This is a genomic window from Telluria sp. ZB4P36 (genome assembly GCF_059685865.1).
This window is the reverse complement of record NZ_JCASIE010000002.1, coordinates 465,543-485,867: the sequence shown is the minus strand read 5'-3', so window position 1 is coordinate 485,867 and position 20,325 is coordinate 465,543. Positions and strand designations below refer to the sequence as shown.

At 62.6% G+C, this 20,325-nt stretch carries 20 protein-coding genes; 13 read left to right on the top strand and 7 right to left on the bottom strand.

Going from position 1 to position 20,325, the window contains the following annotated elements:
• The first annotated feature begins 1 nt into the window (after position 1).
• Positions 2–1,951, top strand: a complete 1,950-nt coding sequence (gene recD / locus AC56LK_RS04910) for an exodeoxyribonuclease V subunit alpha (protein ID WP_497183441.1) — start codon at positions 2–4, stop codon at positions 1,949–1,951.
• Between the two features lie 162 nt (positions 1,952–2,113).
• Entirely contained in the window at positions 2,114–3,220 is a 1,107-nt protein-coding gene (locus AC56LK_RS04905) for an RDD family protein (RefSeq protein WP_497183440.1), read from the top strand.
• 34 nt (positions 3,221–3,254) lie between these two features.
• Here the strand turns inward: AC56LK_RS04905 and AC56LK_RS04900 are convergent, their stop codons facing one another.
• Positions 3,255–4,196, bottom strand: coding sequence for a serine hydrolase (locus AC56LK_RS04900; RefSeq protein WP_497183439.1), 942 nt, complete (start codon positions 4,194–4,196; stop codon positions 3,255–3,257).
• A 224-nt stretch (positions 4,197–4,420) separates the two neighbouring features.
• Positions 4,421–5,431 carry a sulfate ABC transporter substrate-binding protein gene (locus AC56LK_RS04895; protein ID WP_497183438.1) on the bottom strand — a complete coding sequence of 337 codons (1,011 nt, stop codon included), beginning with the start codon at positions 5,429–5,431 and terminating at the stop codon, positions 4,421–4,423.
• 238 nt (positions 5,432–5,669) lie between these two features.
• On the opposite strand from AC56LK_RS04895, the gene AC56LK_RS04890 reads away from it, so the two are divergent.
• The 8 genes from AC56LK_RS04890 (at position 5,670) to AC56LK_RS04855 (ending at position 10,922) form a co-directional block, all read left to right on the top strand.
• Entirely contained in the window at positions 5,670–6,206 is a 537-nt protein-coding gene (locus tag AC56LK_RS04890) for a GNAT family N-acetyltransferase (RefSeq protein ID WP_497183437.1), read from the top strand.
• A 93-nt stretch (positions 6,207–6,299) separates the two neighbouring features.
• On the top strand, positions 6,300–6,935 hold the full coding sequence (locus tag AC56LK_RS04885; protein WP_497183436.1) for a peptidoglycan L,D-endopeptidase MepK: 636 nt from the start codon (positions 6,300–6,302) through the stop codon (positions 6,933–6,935).
• Positions 6,936–7,046: 111 nt separating this feature from the next.
• Positions 7,047–7,340, top strand: coding sequence for a DUF378 domain-containing protein (locus AC56LK_RS04880; RefSeq protein ID WP_497183435.1), 294 nt, complete (start codon positions 7,047–7,049; stop codon positions 7,338–7,340).
• Positions 7,341–7,345: 5 nt separating this feature from the next.
• Positions 7,346–7,807, top strand: coding sequence for a metallophosphoesterase family protein (locus AC56LK_RS04875; RefSeq protein WP_497183434.1), 462 nt, complete (start codon positions 7,346–7,348; stop codon positions 7,805–7,807).
• A gap of 418 nt (positions 7,808–8,225) precedes the next feature.
• Positions 8,226–8,918, top strand: a complete 693-nt coding sequence (locus tag AC56LK_RS04870; protein ID WP_497183433.1) for a class I SAM-dependent methyltransferase — start codon at positions 8,226–8,228, stop codon at positions 8,916–8,918.
• A gap of 32 nt (positions 8,919–8,950) precedes the next feature.
• Positions 8,951–9,355 carry a hypothetical protein gene (locus AC56LK_RS04865; RefSeq protein WP_497183432.1) on the top strand — a complete coding sequence of 135 codons (405 nt, stop codon included), beginning with the start codon at positions 8,951–8,953 and terminating at the stop codon, positions 9,353–9,355.
• Positions 9,356–9,433: 78 nt separating this feature from the next.
• Complete coding sequence (locus AC56LK_RS04860; RefSeq protein WP_497183431.1) at positions 9,434–10,249, top strand: transporter substrate-binding domain-containing protein; 816 nt, start codon at positions 9,434–9,436, stop codon at positions 10,247–10,249.
• 10 nt (positions 10,250–10,259) lie between these two features.
• The gene (locus AC56LK_RS04855) at positions 10,260–10,922 is read left to right on the top strand and encodes an amino acid ABC transporter permease (protein WP_497183430.1); all 663 of its coding nucleotides are present in this window, start codon (positions 10,260–10,262) and stop codon (positions 10,920–10,922) included.
• Positions 10,923–11,215: 293 nt separating this feature from the next.
• Here the strand turns inward: AC56LK_RS04855 and AC56LK_RS04850 are convergent, their stop codons facing one another.
• The 3 genes from AC56LK_RS04850 to AC56LK_RS04840 form a co-directional block, all read right to left on the bottom strand.
• Positions 11,216–11,602 (bottom strand): hypothetical protein, encoded by a 387-nt coding sequence (locus tag AC56LK_RS04850; protein ID WP_497183429.1) that lies wholly within the window; start codon positions 11,600–11,602, stop codon positions 11,216–11,218.
• Between the two features lie 164 nt (positions 11,603–11,766).
• Complete coding sequence (locus tag AC56LK_RS04845; protein WP_497183428.1) at positions 11,767–12,717, bottom strand: alpha/beta hydrolase fold domain-containing protein; 951 nt, start codon at positions 12,715–12,717, stop codon at positions 11,767–11,769.
• Positions 12,718–12,725: 8 nt separating this feature from the next.
• Entirely contained in the window at positions 12,726–14,402 is a 1,677-nt protein-coding gene (locus tag AC56LK_RS04840; RefSeq protein WP_497183427.1) for an electron transfer flavoprotein-ubiquinone oxidoreductase, read from the bottom strand.
• A 155-nt stretch (positions 14,403–14,557) separates the two neighbouring features.
• Between AC56LK_RS04840 and AC56LK_RS04835 the strand changes: the two genes are divergently transcribed.
• Together AC56LK_RS04835 and AC56LK_RS04830 are read left to right on the top strand one after the other, a co-directional pair.
• Positions 14,558–15,334, top strand: coding sequence for an SDR family oxidoreductase (locus tag AC56LK_RS04835; RefSeq protein ID WP_436105571.1), 777 nt, complete (start codon positions 14,558–14,560; stop codon positions 15,332–15,334).
• A 657-nt stretch (positions 15,335–15,991) separates the two neighbouring features.
• Positions 15,992–16,618 (top strand): LuxR C-terminal-related transcriptional regulator, encoded by a 627-nt coding sequence (locus tag AC56LK_RS04830; protein WP_497183426.1) that lies wholly within the window; start codon positions 15,992–15,994, stop codon positions 16,616–16,618.
• A 121-nt stretch (positions 16,619–16,739) separates the two neighbouring features.
• Here the strand turns inward: AC56LK_RS04830 and AC56LK_RS04825 are convergent, their stop codons facing one another.
• A complete protein-coding gene (locus tag AC56LK_RS04825; RefSeq protein ID WP_497183425.1) occupies positions 16,740–17,390 on the bottom strand; it encodes a response regulator transcription factor in 651 nt (216 codons plus the stop codon).
• A gap of 611 nt (positions 17,391–18,001) precedes the next feature.
• On the opposite strand from AC56LK_RS04825, the gene AC56LK_RS04820 reads away from it, so the two are divergent.
• Positions 18,002–19,000, top strand: coding sequence for a GNAT family N-acetyltransferase (locus AC56LK_RS04820; RefSeq protein ID WP_497183424.1), 999 nt, complete (start codon positions 18,002–18,004; stop codon positions 18,998–19,000).
• A 383-nt stretch (positions 19,001–19,383) separates the two neighbouring features.
• Here AC56LK_RS04820 and AC56LK_RS04815 read toward each other — a convergent pair whose 3' ends face one another.
• Positions 19,384–19,959, bottom strand: a complete 576-nt coding sequence (locus tag AC56LK_RS04815; protein WP_497183423.1) for a sigma-70 family RNA polymerase sigma factor — start codon at positions 19,957–19,959, stop codon at positions 19,384–19,386.
• Positions 19,960–20,325: the final 366 nt, after the last annotated feature.

The window sequence follows — 20,325 nt, the reverse complement described above, 5'->3', positions numbered from 1 at the left end:
CATGGCCAGGCACGAAGCGAATATCGCCTTGCTGTGGAGCGAGCTGGCGCGCCTGGCTGAAGCCGGAGAATTGCGCCGCCTGTCCTGCGCCTTCGCGCGCTTCATCGCCTCGCTCGGCGCAGCCTCGCCCGCCTTGGTGCTTGCCTCGAGCGTGCTGTCCGAGCTGGAAGGGAAGGGCCACAGCTGCCTGCTGTTGTCCGACCTGGCCGCCGGCCCGGCCGCGCTGCTCGGCTGGGAAGACGAGCAGTGGAAGCAGCTGGCGCGCGCCGCCGGCCCCTTGCCGAAGACCGCCCAGGGCTGGGCCCAGCAGCTGGCCGGCTGCCGGCAGGTATGGGACGTCAGCGCCTTCGACTACGACCAGCCCCTGGTGCTGGACGGCGACCGGCTCTACCTGCGCCGTTACTGGCGCGACGAGATGCTGGTGGCCCAGGCCGTGCGCGAACGGGCCACCAGGCGGCGCGAGGTCGACCAGGAGGACGTGCGCGGCTGGCTCGACATCCTGTTCTCCTCGGACCGCACGCTGGCGGGACCGGACTGGCAGAAGCTGGCCTGCGCCATCGCCGTGCGCGGCGCGGTGGCGATCATCACCGGCGGTCCCGGCACCGGCAAGACCTATACCGTGGCGCGCCTGCTGGCGCTGCTGTTCGCCACCGCCCCGGAAGCCGGCAGCCAGCGCATCGCCCTGGCCGCGCCGACCGGCAAGGCGGCGGCGCGCCTCAAGCAGTCGATCGACAAGGCCCTGACCGAGCTGGCCGACAAGGTCGGCGCCACGCTCCCGCTGCGCGAGCTGAACCTGCGCATGGGGCCCGCGCGCACCCTGCACAGCCTGCTCGGCGCGCGTCCCGATACCCGCGCCTTCGCCCACCACCGCGGCAACCCGCTCGACGTCGACGTGCTGATCGTCGACGAAGCCTCGATGGTGCACCTGGAGATGATGGCCTCGCTGCTGGACGCGCTGCCGCCCGGCGCGACCCTGATCCTGCTGGGCGACAAGGACCAGCTGGCCTCGGTGGAGGCCGGGGCCGTGCTGGGCGACCTGTGCCACAACGCCGGGGCCGGCGGCTACACCGACGCCACCTGCGACTACGTGCTCGCGGCCAGCGGCGAGTTGTTGCCCGACGAATTCCTCGGCGACGCCGGCGCGCTGGCCCAGCAAACCGTGATGCTGCGCCACAGCCGGCGCTTCGGCGGCCCGATCGGCCAGCTGGCGCTGGCGGTGAATGCGGGCGATGCCCTGCGCGCCGAAGCGGTGCTGCGTGCCGGCGAGGCGGGCGTGCGCTGGATCGAGAATGCCCAGCAGCAGCAGGTGCTGCAGCTGGCGCAGTCCGGCTATGGTTCTTACCTGGACGTGTTGAATACCGGCCTGAAGGCCGCATTGAACACGAACCATGAAGAATGGGTGCGCCAGGTCTTGCAGCGCTTCGAGTCCTTTCGCATCCTGTGCGCGGTGCGCGACGGCGAGTGGGGCGTGGCCGGCCTGAACGAGGCGGTGGCCGCGCGCCTGGCCCAGGCCGGGCTGCTGCATCCGAACGGCGAATGGTATGTCGGCCGCCCGGTGATGGTCACCCGCAACGATTACGGCACCGGCGTCTACAACGGCGACATCGGCGTCACCCTGCCGGATCCGGCGCGGCCGGGTGCCTTGCGCGTCTACTTCCTGGAAGGCGACACGGTGCGCAGCGTGCTGGCGACCCGCCTGCGCAACGTCGAGACGGCATTCGCGATGACGGTCCACAAATCGCAGGGCTCGGAGTTCCGCCATACCGTGCTGGCGCTGCCGCGCGAGCGCAACGCCGTGCTCACCCGCGAGCTGGTCTACACCGGCATCACCCGCACCAGCGAACTGTTCACCCTGGTATCGCCGCCCGGCGCCGTGCTGGCCGAAGCCATCGCCCAGCGCACCCACCGCACCAGCGGCCTGCGCGGCATGATCGCACCCACCTCGCGCTGAGCCGGCGGTCCTTCAGTCGCGCCGCTGCGACGCCCGGCCTTGATCGAGGCCAAGGATGGCGCCGAGTCCCGCCACCGTGATCGAACTCTGCCGTACATGTCGGGTCTTATTCGTGTGTAATCATTATTCCTGACATCCCGGCGTGACACGCCTGGCGCGAGCATGCAGCCAATCGACCAGCAGACGGACTTGTTCGGTCCCACCATGGGCAGGGCGGTGGCGCGCGCGCCGGCCGCGTGCGAGGTCCTGCCGGCCTTCCCGCCGGCCGGCGCCTGGCCGCGCTGGTTCGCCCGCAGCTTCGACCTCTGGTGGCAGACCGCCCTGGTGGCCTTCGTGCTCGGCCAGCTGCTCGGTCTTGCCTCGCCCTTGTTCCTGCGCTGGCTCGAGACCCCGTTCGGCTGGAAACTGTTCGGCCTGGCATGCATGCCAGGCGGCCTCCTGCTGGACGCGGCGCTGCAGGCCCTGGCCGGCAACACGCCGGGCAAGGCGCTGCTGGGCCTGCGGGTCCTCATGGCGGATGGGCGCGCGCCCCGCTTCGGCGAGCTTGCCGGGCGCAACATGGCGCTGTGGCGATCCGGCCTGGCCCTCGGCCTGCCCCTGCTCAGCCTGGCCACCATGGCGCGCCAGGGCTTGCGCCTGCGCAAGGGACTGCAGGCCAGCTACGATGCCAACGACTTCCTGGTCTGCGCCGGCGGCAGCAGCCGCCTGGCCAGGGGCGTGTTCGGCATCGCCTTCGCCGGCCTGTTCGGCGCGATCCTGGCGCTCGACGCGGTGGACCGCCAGGACAGCCGCGAGGCCAGCGCCATGCTGGAAGCCCCGCCTTATGCCTGGACCAATCCGGCGACCGGCCGCACGGTGCGGGTCGCGCCGCAATGGCGGGTCGAGGCCAGGACCGGGCCGGATGGCACGCCGCAGCACCTGTTCACCCAGCACAGCGGCCATGCGGCGGTGCTGTTCGCGCATGAACGGACGGGCGGGCGGGCCCTGCGCCGGGATGCGCAGGTGCTGGCGGACCGGCTGTCCGACCGCTTCGAACTGGCGGACAGCTACTTCGCCGAGTTCCGCGGACGCCCTTCCTGGGTCGGCAGGGGCTTGCACAAGAAGGGGCCGGAGCGGGTACAGCTGCGCATCGTCGAGGTGGACGGCAAGGCCTGGCGGGTGGTGGCGATGCAATCCCCGCCCGCGGCCTATACCGACGACCTGGTGGAAGAGCTGAGCGGCGCGCTGTGGGACTCGGTCGCGCCGGCGCCCGCGCGGCAGGGGCAGTAAAAAGGGGCCTTGCGGCCCCTTGGTGGCTTACTTCTTACTTCTTGCGGCGCTTCGGCAGCACTTTCACCTTGGTGCGCTTCTTGACCACCTTGAGCTTGCCCTTGGCGGCGCTCGCCTTGATGCGGGCGCGGCTGGACGAAGCCTTGTAGCGCGGGACGCGCTGCGATGCCTTCGCCAGGCTGACCGGTTCGTCGCCGCTGATGAAGCGGCGGATGTTCAGGGCGTCCAGGATGCGCGCCGAGGAAGCATTGGCGTTCAACAGGATCATGGTCGCGTTCTTGCCGCCGGCCTTGATGTTCATGATCAGGCAGCGGCCCGCTTCCTGGATATAACCGGTCTTCGACAGGCCGATGTCCCAGCCCTTGGCGCCGACCAGGCGGTTGGTATTGCGGTATTCGACTTCGCGGCCGTTGATGTTGATCAGGTCCTTCGACTCGGTCGACATGCGCGTGATCTCGGGATACTTGCTCGAGGCGGCCGCCATCTTGACCAGGTCGCCCGCGGTCGAGCGATTGCGCGGCGACAGGCCGGTCGGCTCCTCGATCACGGTCTGGCTCATGCCCAGCGCGGCGATCTTCTGGCGCACCGCGGCCTTGAAGCCGGTCATGCCGCCCGGGTAGGTGCGCGCCAGCGCATGGGCGGCGCGGTTGTCCGAAGACATCAGGGCCAGTTGCAGCACGTCGCGGCGCGAGATCAGGGCGCCGACAGGCACCCGCGAGCTGCTGTGCTTGACGGTATCGACGTCGCTGCGGTCGATTTCGATCAATTCGTCCAGATCCAGCCTGGCGTCGAGCACGACCATCGCGGTCATCAGCTTGGTGAGCGATGCGATCGGCGCGACACGGTCGGCGTTCTTTTCCAGCAAAATCTTGCCGGTGTCATCTTCTACCACGAGCACCGATTGTGAGCCGAACGGGACCGCGAATGCGGCAACCGAAAACGACATCAATGCGGCAGCGAACAATTTTTTTAGCATTGTCGGGTTCAGGATCAAGTGTGGCGTTGAGCGGAAAGCGCGGGGCGCGCAGTCAACGATCTAGCTGTAGGGCAACTACATGGGGTGGAAGATAGCATCAAGCCTGATGCATGTCTATGGCGCACAGGCAAAAACAGGCTTGTGGACCGGAATTTTTGTGCAGAATAACGACTCCCTTGGTAGAACGAACAAGCCCTGCGCGAGGCAGGGCTTGTCGGGGACGCTTATTTTGACTGGTAAATCTTGTCGAACTCGCCGCCATCGTTGAAGTGGACCAGCTGGGCCTTGCGCCAGCCACCGAACAGCTCATCCACGGTGAACAGCTGGATCGGCTTGTAGTTGGCCGCATACTTCTTCATCACCGCATCCGAGCGCACGCGCAGGTAGTGCTTGGCGCCGATTTCCTGGCCGGCAGGGGTGTACAGGAAGTTCAGGTAGGCGGTGGCTTCCTTGCGCTGCTTGCGCTTGTCGACCACCTTGTCGACCACGGCCACCGGCGATTCGGCCAGGATCGACACGCTCGGGTAGACCACTTCGAAGTTGTCGCCGAACTCGGCGCGCACCATGCTGACTTCGTTCTCGAAGGTCACCAGCACGTCGCCGATCTGGCGCTGGGTGAAGGTGGTGGTGGCGGCACGGCCGCCGGCGTCCAGGATCGGCACGTTCTTGAAGATGCGGCCGACCAGCTCGCGCGCCTGCGCTTCATTGCCGCCTTGCTTCTTCAGCGCCGCTCCCCAGGCCGCCAGGTAGGTGTAGCGGCCGTTGCCGGCGGTCTTCGGGTTCGGGATGATCACCTGCACGCCCGGGCGCGCCAGGTCGTCCCAGTCGCGGATCTTCTTCGGGTTACCCTTGCGCACCAGGTAGACCATGGTCGAGTAGTAAGGCGCGGCATTGTTCGGGAATTTCGTGGCCCAATCCTTTGCCACCAAGCCACGGTCGGCCAGCATGTCGATGTCGTTGGCCTGGTTCATGGTCACGACCGAGGCTTCCAGGCCGTCGGCGACGGCGCGCGCCTGCTTGCTCGACCCGCCGTGCGATTGCTTGATGCTGACGGTCTGGCCGGTCTGTTGTTTGTAGGCTGCGATGAAGGCCGGGTTGATGTCCTTGTACAGCTCGCGTGCAACGTCGTAGGAAACGTTCAGCAGCTCGGTCGTGGCGGCGCCGGCCGACAGCGGCAGGGCGGCGCCCAGCGACAGGGCCAGGATCAGGCGGCGCAGGGGGGAGGTCAGGCTCATGGAGGGCTCTCTTTTCGGAATCTTGTGGTGACAGGATGCATCATCCGCAAGTTCCTCGAAATACGGAACAATAGTTTTGTCATATGCTTAGTACTGCAGAGCAGAGGCCTTGCGCGGCGTCGCACGAGTCCGATGCCGGCAGCAAGGTCGGGGGCTTTCGGTGTATAGTCGTGCCCAGCCATTGCGCCACCCGGCGCGGCCCGACCTTTTTTGCATAGTGATGTTTGAGTGATGTTTGATGTCCACGCGTTTTGACATTCGCAAGGCGGTATCCGGTGATGCTCCCGCCGCCTGCGCGCTGCTGCGCCGCTCGATCGAAATCGGCTGCCAGGCCGACCACCAGGACCAGCCCGCCGTGCTGGACGCCTGGCTCGGCAACAAAACCACCGCCAATGTCGCCACCTGGTTTTCCTCGCCCAGCAACCATGTCCTGGTCGCCGAACGCGGCGGCGAGCTGCTGGGACTGTGCCTGCTGACCCAGGCCGGCAAGCTCGCGCTGTGCTATGTGGCGCCGGACGCCCTGCGCAGCGGTGTCGGCGGCGCACTGATCGCGGCAGCCGAGGCGCAGGCGCGCGCCTGGAACATCACCAAGCTGCATTTGCACAGTCCGCCAAGCGCGAGCGCCTTCTTCGAGCGCCAGGGCTTTGTCAACGCCGGCAAGGACAAGTCATGCTGGGGCCTCGAGTGCGACCTGCTGTGGAAGCCGCTCGACGCCGCCGGCGACGCCGGTCCGGGCGCGGCAGCCCGCAAGCGCTTCTGCAACTGTAACGGCTGAGCGTCTCCCAAGCAACAGTCTTGGTGAACTCTTCTTTTGTCCGAGAGAAGCTTGCGATATAGTAAGCGCCCCGATTGGCTGAGTTCGCTTGTTATGGTTTCACGTAGAGACTTCCTGCAGCAAAGTACCCGGCTGTGCGCCCTGGGCGTCGCCGGTATTCCCCTGATCACCCCGGCGCACGCGGCGCCCCAGAGCACCGACCTGCAACCCCCGCCCGACCTGTTCGACGCCCAGTTGCTCGACCTCGACTTCTGGGTCAAGCCGCGCACGCTCTCGCTGGTGCGCCCGCAGAGCGGCGAACGGGCCAAGGTCCTGTACTGGAAGGATGGCGAAGTCATCGATTCCGCCTACCAGGAACTGTGCCATATCCTGCGCGACGTCAACGGCCGCGAATCGGCGCCGATCGACCCCAAGCTGTTCGAAGTGCTGTGGGGCACCCAGGCCTTCATCGCCCGCTACGGCATGATCCAGCCGCTCGAGATCCTGTCCGGCTACCGCACCGAAGCCTCGAACAAGCGCCTGGTCGAAGAAGGCGTGCCGGCCGCACGCAAGTCGCTGCACATGGTCGGCAAGGCGGCGGACATCCGCATCGCCAGCCTGAACGAGGAAGTGCTCGGCGGATTGATCCGCAGCTTCCGCCAGGGCGGTGTCGGCTATTACTACCGTTCCGGCCCGAAAGGCGGCTGGATCCACGCGGACACGGGACTGAACCGTACCTGGAAGGGCTGATTCCGCAGCGGTAGGCGTGCGTGCAGGCCGTCAAACTTCCGCTAATATGAGTTGTCAAGGCCAGGGCAGGCCGCTCTGGCCGATCCCATGCTTTTTGAAAAGGAGGCAGTGATGGCAACGATGAACACTCCCACGATGGACCGCAGGACGACGGGCGAACGGCGCACTTCCGCACACCCCCATCAACGTTCCGCCATGTCGGCGCTCGACTACCTGGCGATGGCCCTCTTGATTGTTGGCGGCCTGAATTGGGCGATGGTCGGCCTGTTCGACGTCGACATGGTCGCTACCACCTTCGGTCCGGGCAGCCCGGCAACCCGCATCGTCTACGTGGTGGTGGGCCTGGCGGCGCTGTACTCGATCTACACCACGGCCAAGATGGCCGGCAGCAAGCGCCCGGCCTGAGCGCGATGCGGGTCGGGCTGATTTCCGATACCCACGGCTTGCTGCGCCCGCAGGCGCTGGACTTCCTGCGGGGCAGCGACCACATCATTCACGCGGGCGACATCACCGGTCCCGAGATCCTGCCGCCGCTCGCAGCGATCGCGCCGCTGACCGTCGTGCGTGGCAACAATGACCGCGACGCGTGGGCCCGCGAACTGCCCGAGACCGCCGTGCTGCGGCTGGGGCCGGTCGCCATCTACGTCATCCACGACCTGAAGGATTTGCCGATCGATCCGGCGCGCGAAGGCATGCGCGTGGTCGTATCTGGGCATTCGCACAAGCCCTCGTCCCAGGAACGTGATGGCGTGCTCTACGTGAATCCCGGCAGTGCCGGACGGCGGCGCTTCAGCCTGCCGATCTCGGTAGGCGAGCTGCTGGTGGACGGCGGACAGCTGCGGGTGCGCCTGGCGACGCTCGAGGCGCAATAAGATCGCGTGACCAGTGACAATTTGCGCAGGTTATACCGCATGCAACTGATAACGTGACGGGCTGATTTGTAAGTGTCAGCAGCCCTCATGTTCCGCACATCTTCTACGACCTCACTCATTCTCCCAGTACCAGCAGACCCGGCGCGAGCTGGACGCTTACGCGCTCTACAAGTTCAACCCGCGTGAGACCAGCTTTGATACCGGCTTTGTCAGGCTCGCGGCAAATATCAAGATGAAGTTCTGATCGAGCCATTGACGTGGTCGGTAGCACTCGCTGCGGCCTGGGCGGAACGTTTCCGGAAATTGCGGAAAATTCAATTGTATTGACGTCAAATTGAATCGTGCGCGGGTTATGATTTATCGCAAAACATCCTTGGGCGGCGGCTTGGGCGATAATGCGATAAACCGAGGAGCCAGCATGACTACCCATTCCGACGCATCCATCATCGATGCATGGTCGCGCAACACCGACCCCTGGACCGCCGCGGTGCGGGGCGGGGAGATCGAGTCGCGGACCCTGGTCACCAACGCCGCCATCGTGGAGGCGGTGCGGGCGCGCAAGCCGCGTTCCGGCGTCGATCTCGGCTGCGGCGAAGGCTGGCTGGTGCGGGCCCTGCCCGAGGTGCGGATGCTGGGCGTCGATGCGAGCGCAGGCCTGGTGGAGCAGGCGAAGGCGGCCGGCGGCGGCGAGTTCCGCCAGCTGAGTTACGAAGAGATCGCTGCCGGACGGCTGCAACTGGCGGCCGACGTCGCCATCTGCAACTTCTCGCTGATCGGCGACGAAGCGGTACGCGGCCTGTTCCGCGCCGCGCCGGGCTACCTGCGCCCGGGCGGGCAGTTGATCGTGCAGACCGTCCATCCGCTCATGGCCTGCGGCGACGCGCCCTACGTCGACGGCTGGCGCGACGGCAGCTGGGCCGGCTTCAGCAGCGCGTTTTCCGATCCGGCGCCCTGGTACTTCCGCACGGTCTCGAGCTGGCTGGCCCTGTTCGAGGACCACGGCCTGCGCGTGCTGGAGATGCGCGAGCCACTGCACCCGCGCACGGGCAAGCCGGTCTCGCTGATCCTGGCCGGACAAGTTGCCTTACGCAACACTCAAACATTACCGTAAGATGCGGGCTCGTTCCGCTCTCACCGCACCACATGAACCTCCCACCCGAATCGCCACCGCCGCGCTTCCGTCCCCGTCCCTGGACCGTGCTGGAAACCCCGCAGGACGTCGAACTCTGGATCGACGAGCATAACCGCGCGCTGCAGGAACTGGTCAAGCCGACCGAAACCGGCGTCGGCATCTGCTTCACGCTGGCCGAGGGCGGCAACGTCACCATGCAGACCACCGGCGATGCCGTGATCCTCGACGTCGAGCCCGAAGCCGACTGGATCGCCCCGCTGATCATGGCCGCCACCGGCGCCGAGCCGCCGCGCGGCCAGGTCTGGGTGCTGCCCGACGACCGGCTGGTGCAGCTGATCCTCGGCCTGTCGACCCTGGTCCTGAGCACGACCCTGGTCACAGGCCACCCGTTCGGATCGCGCGCACGCCGTTATTGAGCTTGCGGGGGCCCCGGCCTTCCCGCCGCTGCCGCTTTCGGTTATAACGTCAGCTCTACCTGGGATGGAGACGAATTGATGGGCAAGCAGTCGAACACCGCGGTGCGCCGCAGCATTCTTGGCCTGAGCTTGGCAGCCGCCGCATCGCTGGCAGTGTCCACCCCGGCGCGGGCCGCCGACCTGCTCACCGAAGCGAAAGCGCGCGGCACCCTGCGCATCGCGATGGAAGGCACCTACCCGCCCTTCAACTTCAAGGACCCGAAGACCGGCCAGCTGGCAGGCTACGACGTCGAGGTCGCGCGCCTGGTCGCGGGCAAGCTGGGAGTGAAGCCCGAATTCGTCACCACCGAATGGGCCGCCATCCTGGCCGGCCTGGCCGCCGGCAAGTACGACGTGATCGTCAGTCAGGTCGGCATCACGGCCCGGCGCGAGCAGGCCTTCGATTTCTCGCGTCCCTATACCTATTCGAGTCCGCAGCTCATCGTGCGCAAGAACGACCGCGCGCTCTACACCAGCCTGGCCGACCTGAAGGGCAGGAAGGTCGGCGTGGGGCAGGGCAGTGTGTTCGAACAGCAGGTCAAGGCGGTACCGGGGATCGAGGTCAAGAGCTATCCGGCGGCGCCCGAGAACCTGCAGGACCTGGCCTTCGGCCGCATCGACGCGGCCCTCAACGACAGCCTGATGGTGTCCTACCTGCTGAAGCATTCGCAATTGCCGATCAAGGCCGGCGCGCGCGTCGGCGCGATCGAGCGCACCGGCATCCCTTTCCGCAAGGGCAACCCGCAGTTCAAGGCCGCGGTCGACAAGATCCTCGCCGACGCCACGGCCGACGGCACGCTGAAGTCGATGTCGCTCAAGTGGTTCGGCACCGACGCCAGCCGTCCGGCGCAATAAGGGCGGCCGCGTGGAGTTGATCGCGCTGCTGCGCGAAGCGGCGCCGACCCTCCTGACCGGGGCCGGCTACACCCTGCTGTTCGCGGTCGCCTCGATGATCGGCGGGCTGGCGATCGGCGTGCCGGTGGCGCTGATGCGCATTTCGCCCTGGGCCGTGCTGCGCCTGCCGGCCAGCCTGTACGTCAGCCTGATGCGCGGCACGCCGCTGCTGGTGCAGATCTTCGTCATCTACTATGGCCTGCCCAGCATCGGGATCGAATTCACGCCGGTGACGGCGGGCATCCTAGCGTTGTCGCTGAATGCCGGCGCCTATCTGTCGGAAAGCCTGCGCGGCGCGATCCGTGCCGTCAGCGAAGGGCAGTGGCGCGCCAGTTTCAGCCTCGGCCTCGGCTACTGGCAAACCCTGCACCACATCATCATGCCGCAGGCGCTGCGCATCGCGGTGCCCTCGATGAGCAATACGCTCATCAGCCTGATCAAGGACACCTCGCTGGTCTCCGTGATCACCGTGACCGAGCTGATGCTTGCGACCAAGGAAGTGATCGCCGTGAGCTTCCAGCCGCTGCCGCTGTACATCGCGGCGGCTGGCATCTACTGGTGCCTGAGCCTGTTCTTCGAAGCGCTCCAGCGCCGCGCCGAGCGGCGCCTGAACCGGGCCCACGCCACCCGCTGAGTCATCAATGGCGACGCGCACCGGACAGGCGGTGCGCGTCGATGTCGAACCGGATGCTTCAGCGGTTCGCGCGCTGGGTATCGGCGTTGCCGCCCTTGCGCTGGTCCTGCCCTCTGATGTCTCCATCTTGATCCTACAGGGAGAGGGAACAATCGGAGGAGGTGCAGTCCCTGCGTAGGAATGGACGCAGGCAGCCGGCAAGAATAGCGGGAGATGCCCATGCGAAAGCACCGTGACAGGCAAGGGCCCGTCACGGTGCGGTAGTGCTTCAGGAAGAATGATCCGACAGGAATTCAGCGCTTACCGCGTTGCTTGTCGCTGCTGTTGTCCTGGCTCCAGGCCTGCGATGCGTCCTTGGCCGATTCGCCCTGGCGGCTGCCCAGGTCATCCAGTGCAGGCGTGCCGCCGGATGCGTGCTGGCCGCCGGACTGCTGGCTGCCCTGCTGCTGGCCCGACTGCTGGCTGCCTTGCTGTTGCTGGCCGGATTGCTGACTGCCTTGCTGGCGTTGACCCGACTGCTGGCTGCCTTGTTGCTGGCCGGACTGTTGGCTGCCTTGCTGCTGGCCTGACTGCTGGCCACCCTGGCGTCCCGATTGCAGGTTGCCCGAACTCACGTTCAGATCATCCATGTCGTTGTCGTGACGCGGTCCTTTGACACCATGTCCTTTGTTTTCACCCATGCCAGTCTCCTATGTGAGTGTGTAGAAGTCCATGATAGTCTTCTGAGCAGGAGGGGCAATCGGAATCGGGGAGGCGCCGCCGTAGGACGGACCGTACAAAGTCAGCAGTAAAAGGAGGGGGCTGCTTGTCACTTGCGGCAGCGCACGGCGCGCCGCAAGCGCATTCAGGGCTGTGCCGGCGCGACGCCGAGGCCACGCAGGAAGGCGTGGGCCGCCTCGTAGGCGCCGACGTGCTGCTCGGCCGTGAATCCGCCGTGGCCGCCGCCCTTGATGGTATGCAGCACGTTCTTCACGCCGGCCTTGTCGAGCGCCGCCTTGAGCCGCAGGCCGTGCGCATAGGGGACCAGCGGATCGGCGTCGCCGTGGATCGTGAACACGGCCGGCCCGCCGGCGCGCACGTGACTCAGCGGCGAGACCGCCTGCGCGAGCGCCAGCCGGTCCGGGTCGCGCATGCTGCCGAACCAGGCCACCGCATACGAGCGGACGTTCGGGCCCTGCAGCATGTCGGCCACGTCGGTGATGCCGTACCAGTTGATCACCGCGGCCACCTTCGGCGCCACGTTCTGGTACGGCCCGCTCCAGCTGGGCTCGTTGGCCGCGCACTGGTGGGTGAGCGGCGAATCCGACGGGATCATGGCGGTCGCCAGCGCCAGGTGGCCGCCGGCCGAATCGCCGGTGGTGACGACTTTCGACAGGTCGAAGTTGTATTTCTTCGCATTGCGGCCGACCCACTGCAGGGCGCACAGCGTGTCCTCGAGCGCCGCCGGCGCAGGCGCCACCTTGGCCAGCCGGTAGCTGACGTTCACGAAAGCGAAGCCCATTTCCATGAAGGGCATGGCGGACAGCGCCGCACCCTCGCGCCGGCCCGCGACCCAGCCGCCGCCGTGGAAGTGCATCACCACGGGCAGCGGCTTGTCGCTCTTTTTCGTCGGCAGGTAGACGTCGAGCTTGAGCTCCTGGCCGCTGGCCGTCAGGTAAGTGACGTTCGGGTCGATCCACCAGCCGTGGTCGAGCAGGGCGGCGCTGCGCACGCCGCCGTCGCCGGCCTGTGCCGCCGGGATGGCGAGCGCGCAGGCGAAGAGCGCGGCGCCCAGCCGTGCGAAGTTGGTCCGCATGGCCGCCCTTACATGTTCGGGTAGTTCGGGCCGCCGCCGCCTTCCGGCGTCACCCAGACGATGTTCTGGGTCGGATCCTTGATGTCGCAGGTCTTGCAGTGCACGCAGTTCTGCGCGTTGATCTGGAGGCGGTCCTTGCCCTCGTCGGTCTTCACGAACTCATAGACGCCGGCCGGGCAGTAGCGCTGTTCCGGACCCGCGTACTTGGCCAGGTTGACGTCCACCGGGATGCCGGGGTTCTTCAAGGTCAGGTGCACCGGCTGGTCTTCGGTGTGGTTGGTGTTCGAGATGAACACCGAGGACAGGCGGTCGAAGGTCAGCTTGCCGTCCGGCTTCGGGTAGGCGATCGGCTGGAACTGCGAGGCGGGTTTGAGGCACTCGTGGTCGGCGTGCTTGTGGTGCAGGGTCCACGGCGCCTTGCCGCGGAAGACCATCTGGTCGATGCCGGTCATGATGGTGCCGAGGTACAGGCCCTTCGACATCCAGGGCTTGAAGTTGCGGGCCACGTGCAGCTCTTCGTGCAGCCAGGACTTCTCGAAGGCGGCCGGGTAGGAGGCCAGTTCGTCGTGCTGGCGGCCTTCGCCCAGCGCCGCGAAGGCGCTTTCCGCGGCCAGCATGCCGGTCTTGATCGCGGCGTGGCTGCCCTTGATGCGGCTGGTGTTCAGGAAGCCGGCATCGCAGCCGATCAGGGCGCCGCCCGGGAACACGGTCTTCGGCAGGGACTGGAGGCCGCCCGCGGTGATGGCGCGCGCGCCGTAGGAGATGCGCTTGCCGCCTTCGAAGAAGTGGCGGATCGCCGGGTGCGTCTTGTAGCGCTGGAATTCCTCGTAGGGCGACAGGTAGGGGTTCTGGTAAGCCAGGCCCACCACGAAGCCGACCGCCACCTGGTTGTTCTCCAGGTGGTACAGGAAGGAACCGCCGTAGGTGCTGTTATCCAGCGGCCAGCCGGCGGTGTGGATCACCAGGCCGGGCTTGTGCTTGGCTGGATCGATCTCCCACAGTTCCTTGATGCCGATGCCGTAGGTCTGCGGGTCCTTGCCCTTGTTCAGGTCATACTTGGCCATCAGCTGCTTGCCGAGGTGGCCGCGCGAGCCTTCCGCGAACAGGGTGTACTTGGCGTGCAGCTCCATGCCGAGCTGGAAATCCGAACCCGGCTCGCCGTCGCGCTTGACGCCCATGTTGCCGGTGGCGACACCCTTGACCGAGCCGTCCTCGTTGTACAGCACCTCGGCCGCCGGGAAGCCCGGGAAGATCTCGACGCCCAGGGCCTCGGCCTGCTGGCCCAGCCAGCGCGTGACGTTGGCCAGCGAGATCACGTAGTTGCCGTGGTTGGTCAGCATCTTCGGGACCATGAAGTTGGGCGTGCGGATCGCCTTGGACTCGGTGAGGAACAGCACCTGGTCTTCGGTGACCGCGGTATTCAGCGGCGCGCCTTTTTCCTTCCAGTCCGGGATCAGCTCGTTCAGGGCGATCGGGTCCATGACCGCGCCGGACAGGATGTGGGCGCCCAGCTCGCCGCCTTTTTCGAGCACGCAGACCGACACCTCGCGACCCTGTTCGGCCGCCAGCTGCTTCAGGCGGATCGCGGCCGACAGGCCAGCAGGGCCGCCGCCGACGACGACCACGTCGTACTCCATTGCTTCACGCGGTCCGTATTGTTCGAGGATGTTGGTTGGCTCAGTCATGATTATTTTAATATGAGGTGAAAAATTTAAGCACGAGTGTGCACTTTTTTGCTGCCCTTTGCAACGTTGGCCGCCATTTTACGGAGATTATTAGATGCAGCAATCTAATACTGATGATTTGTGTAATATGGTGACTTCGCTAAGGGGGAGCCAACGTGGGCATCGAAGTCAATTACGAAGGAAAAATCGCCATGGTCACCGGCGCCTCGAGCGGACTCGGCGCCCGCTTCGCGAAGGCGCTGGCCGGGGCCGGAGCGCAGGTGGTACTGGCCTCGCGCCGGGTCGAGCGGCTCAAGGAGCTGCGCGCCGAGATCGAAGCCGACGGCGGCGCCGCCCACGTGGTGCGCCTGGACGTCACCGACCTGGGGTCAATCAAGTCGGCCATCGCCCACGCCGAGACCGAGGCCGGGCCGATCGACATCCTGGTCAACAATTCGGGCGTGTCGAGCACCCAGCGCCTGCTGGACGTGACCGAAGACGATTACAACTACATCATGGACACCAACCTGCGCGGGGCCTTCTTCGTCGCGCAGCAGACCGCCAAGCGCATGATCCAGCGCGCCAAGGGCGACCCGCGCAAGCAGCACCGCATCGTCAACATCGCCTCGGTGGCCGGCCTGCGCGTGCTGCCGCAGATCGGCGTCTACTGCATGAGCAAGGCCGGCGTGGTGCAGATGACCAAGGCCATGGCGGTGGAGTGGGGCAGGTACGGCATCAACGTGAATGCCATCTGCCCCGGCTACATCAGCACCGAAATGAACGAGGATTATTTCGACACCGAGCAGGGGCGCAAGCTGATCGACATGCTGCCGCGCAAGCGCGCCGGCAAACCGGAAGACCTCGACGGGCTCCTGCTGCTGCTGGCAGCGGACGAAGCCCACTTCATCAATGGCGCCATCATCACGGCCGACGACGGCATGACGGCGCAGTAAAGTTCATTAGACAGGTGTAGCGGACCCCCAGGCAGTCTATACATTCTATGAGGATCGTCATCCGCTGGGGCGATGGGATGGCCCCCATCAACGTCATCGTCCCTGACCACGGCGGTGTCGGATCCGGCCGGACGGTGCCAGGCCGGCGATCGTCACTGCCTACTGCCTATCCCCTATCAGCCGTCTAAGCGGTGAGTTGGAAGTCATGCGTCGTGTCAGCGTGGCAGGGTGCTGGCGCCAGTTTGACGCACCCGCATCTTGCTCGTCAGGCAAAATATTCCCGGCCGCTTATTCCTAATCCCAAATTAGGGAGAGATGTCGAGGCGACCTTATTCATGTATATTGCATAGATCAGAAAAGTTCCCAAATAATCAAGATACCTTGATCTGTTTCATTAGCCAAAGGTTTCGGCGTGGAATTCAAAAATGGGTGCGTTGCGATTTCTCAAGAAATGTTGATGCACTAGTTGTTGCTTAAGTGAGCGCGCTTGAAGGCAAGGAATTCTTTTATTAGCGTAATAGTGCGATCCATTATTTATATGCACTCCTGGCGCTGAGTCATCTGCCCGTGGACAGCGCATCGCAGATGCTGCCCGTTGAGTAATCCGTAATGCACGTAAAGAGTGAATTAATTGCTAAGAAAAGCAGGTGGTTAATCATGATTGGCGTTGTTTTGACAAGCAATCTCACGGTTGTTCGTGAAGGGATGAAGCGGATACTTGCGCCGGTGGACGACATCGAGATCGTTGGGGAGTTTGAGCATGTACGGGAGGTTTCCTTTGACGGAAAATCAGGAAACGCCGATGTGATCGTCGTTGCATATTCTTCGACGGCGATCATCAACGATCATCTCTCATATTTGCAGCAGTCTTGTCCGAGTCTCCGCGTGATCGTCGTCTCGCGGTTTCCCACATTGCAGCAAATTTTGTTTGTGCTTAGAGTGGGAGCACGCGGTCTTATAAGTGCAAGCTGTGCTGTTAGTCATCTGCCGGCTGCGATCCGCACTGTTTGTTCAGGGAAGATCTATCTGCATGAAGAGCTGTCAAGGCTTATTGCAGCCGACCTCGGAAAAGTCGCCAAGGATTATACGCATAAATCGCTGACACAGCGTGAACTCGAAATCTTCAGAAAACTGGCAGCTGGAATGAAAGTGTCCGAGATCGCGTGCGAACTCGGAATAAGCGTCAAGACGGTAAGCACGCACAAGACAAGGATGATGGAAAAAATGGATATCGCTTCGACCACTCAACTTATCCAGTATGCCATTGTCCACCACCTCTTATAAAGCCACACACAATCTGACTTGACGAGGACCGGTTCCGGCACTGCGCTAGTCAGGTATGGCTCCCATGCAAGCGAGCATGCCGCCGGGCGAGCAGGGCTGCCTGTATTGCTCTGAAGCTGGATCAACACCTCAGTTCGGAAAGGTCGACCATATTGTTCTTGATCGCATATTCCACCAGTTCCGCGTGGGTGCGCAAACCAGTCTTCGCCATGATCCTGCTCTTGCGATTCCGCACAACGTCGATGCTAATGTGACAAATGTCCGCTATCTTTGCGACGGTCGCGCCTTTGGCCATGAGACAGAAAATTTCGAAATCGGCGTCGGACAGGTTTTCATGCTGAAGTTTTACGCACTTTTCCGTAATGCTTTCAACGATCAATTCACATACGGTCTCGCTGACGTAAGGGCGGCGATCTGCCGCTGTTCGTATCGCGTAGACAAGTTGCTGCTCTGAACAATTTTTGGGGAGATAGCCTGCCGCGCCTGCACGGATTGCGCGCAGCGCAAAATCGCGTTCGAGACGGTCGCTCATTACCAAGATCGGCTTCATGCATGCATGTTTTTTTGTCTCGCGGACAAAGCGCAACCCACTATCGAAAGCCATAGCAATTTCCAAGACGCAAACGTCGATAGGGTATTCGCGTAGCATTTGAAATGTTTCCGTCACGCTGTCAGCTTCGCATGCCACCTGCAAATCATCATATTTTGCAAGCATCTGCTTGATTCCCTCTCGCGCAAAAAGATCTGCATCGCAAATCATGATCCTAATCATAGCCACCCCCGTTCAATAGTTGAGCTCGCCCATTGCTTTAACGTCGAGTTGCCGCTCTTGTTAAGCTCGCCATCTTGGAATCTTACTAACTATGTCCCGTCTTGGCTGCCTTTTAGTTGTATGTGCGCTACGCCAGCCTCTCCATTAATCTCGTGAATGATTTCTGCTGTCAATCTTCAATGTATGCATCCTTGCCAATGCGGAAATAAATCCTAGCTCGTCCGCAAGAATTCCGAAGTATTCGCTACGATCCGCCCTGGACCTTCTTTCTCGAATGGAAATTGCGCCTCGAATTTCCAAACTGCATTTCGACGCTTGAATCTTCGTCGTTTGATTTTTCGCAAATGCGCGAAATCCTCTCGCCATAGAATAAATTTTATATTATAGAAATTGTTCGTCGCAAAGATTTCCTGCTTATCAGGCGATAGACGCAGGCGCCGCACAGGTATGCTTATCGTCATCAAGTTACGGTTTTTCCGAGATCAAAATTCTTCTTGCCTGGCGCGTTAGCGGAATACAAGGCAGATCCATGTCGGGCCGGGCGGACGAAGGGGGCGTATATGAATCTTTGCGCAAACGTAGAGAATATTGCCGGGCGTGCTATAGATACTATGGAGCTGATCGTGGCGCAGCCGTTCCCAGACCATGTGCGGGAGGGGCTTGAGAAAATTTACGGAAACGTATTTTGCACGCTGGCGCGTCTCTCCGATGAGCAAACACGCGACGGGATTGCGGCCTACCTTTCACTTGAAGACGGCGCTGTAAAGCACATCGTTCTGTTCCGCCGTGACGCCGACAGAATTACAGTGTTGAACGATTATTTCACCATGCCCGCATGTGTCCTGGAGCGTATGGCACGCTTTCTTTTCGCAGCGTACCCCGAAGTAAATCTCATCCGCTTTTCCGCGGTAGCGGTTGGCCGTATTTCGCTGCCTTTCCCGATTCAACGATATAACGCTACGGAAGACATTGTCATTGCCTTGCCTGCAACGCAGGAAATCTACTTTGCCTCGCTGGGGCGAAGTCTGCGTGGCGCCATTCGGCGCGCGCAACGTCTATTGACAGTGCAGCAGCCCGCTATTGATTTTAAGATATTTGAGAAAAGTCAGGTCGGGCATGAACGGATTGCGAGGCTGATCGAGTTGAGTCGATTAAGGATCGCCGGGAAGGGAAAGCGATCATGTCATAGTGAGCGCTCGGTGGCTGAGCTCATCCGTATGGTCGACAGTTACGGCATCACATTAGTCGCGCAGTCCGGAGAACGTGTGTGTGGCGGCATCATTGCTACACAGATTGGCTCTCAATTTTATATGCACGTAGTAACACACGACCCTGTATTCGATGAAATGAGACTTGGTATGCTTTGCTGCTATATGGGCATCTGCGAAGGAATTCGCCGGAGCGTGAAGCAGTACCACTTCATGTCCGGCAGGAATGAATATAAATTCCGGTTCTTAGGAGAGGAGCAGGGCTACGAACGAATCATCATTTATCGATCATTTCAGGGGGCGCTCGTCAACCTGCCAATATGCATAAGTACATTGGTCCAAGGGAAAAAGAGAATAGCAAAGCGCTGGGTAGATTCATGGAGAAGCAAATGGAATCGATAAATGCTGAGGTTCAGGATGCCGGGTCGGAAATTCCTCGGCAAACCGCGGAGATGCCTCAAATCTTGGGCGCAGTGCGCGCGGAAATGGCGCCGGACGCGCGTGCCATGCAAAATATTCGCATGAGGGGGGGCCTTCCCCCTCCGACGGTAGATGGTTCGGAAGACTTGATGGAAACCGGTACCAGGAGGACAAAGGCAGTATGTTTGATATTGTTTGGAATCGGACTTCTTTCCATACAACTTTTTGGTTCGTAACGGTGCCTCTTCGAGCTTCCTTGGGTGTTCCCGATATATGGGCAGGCGATCACGCCGGCAGCGGGTGCGAAGTATCTGGCTCCCGCATCTTCGCGAAGAAGCCTTTGCCTGGTGTAATCGGGAAGATCATCAACGAGACCTGAGCACTGCTGCAATGGTATCGCGTGCACGGTGAATCCGACTGCGCACCGTCCCTACCGGACAATGCATTTGCTCGGCAATCTCCTCGTAGCTCAAACCTTCGATTTCCCGCAGGATGAGCGAAGTCCTCTGCCCTGTAGGCAGGTCGGCAAGGGCTGCATCAAGGAGGTCCAGAATCTGCTTGTTTTCCAGTTTCGCTTCTGGCGTCTCGTAGTCTGCCTCGGTTTCGAAGGCTTGCTGGTTACCGCGCCCTTCGCTCGGCGGTTCGATTGTCTGCGCCAAGCGACGGCCGTTGCGTGCCAAGCTCCGTTTTGCCGTATTGATACCGATTCGAAATAACCAAGTTGAAAAGGACGAGTCTCCGCGGAAGCTATCGATTGCCATGTAGACTTTTATAAAAGTTTCTTGTACCACATCCTCAGTATCTCGCGCATCCTTCATGTATGTTGATAGGTAGCGGATGAGTCGACTTCTATAACGTTTCATCAGGGACTCAAACGCCCCGACGTTACCAGCCTGCGCCGATCTGACGAGTTCCACATCGATTTGCTGTCTGCTCTTCATGATAGGTGCAGTGGAACGCCAAATTCGCTCTAGCATTAAATGCGCTACTACCACGAGAATCAACGAGAAGCTGTGAAGGCGCAGCAATTGCTCGGATCGTTGAGCCAAATGTGGCGGTTGACTAGGCTGTATTCGAAGCGTGCTCCTAGCAGGAACCAGAACATCGATACAGTCTCTAGTAAAGATTGTTCGCCAAATGGAATTAAGCGCCGTACATCGATCAGCGCGTTATTGTAGAGCCGGCACAGATCACGACTTGCAGTCGCGATATCGAGAGATATGTTGATTGATACGGCGGATCCGCCTCTCGGGTGAAGGCAGGCTTGGCGGATGTGTGTAGTCTGCTGCTTACGGGCCAAAACAGGT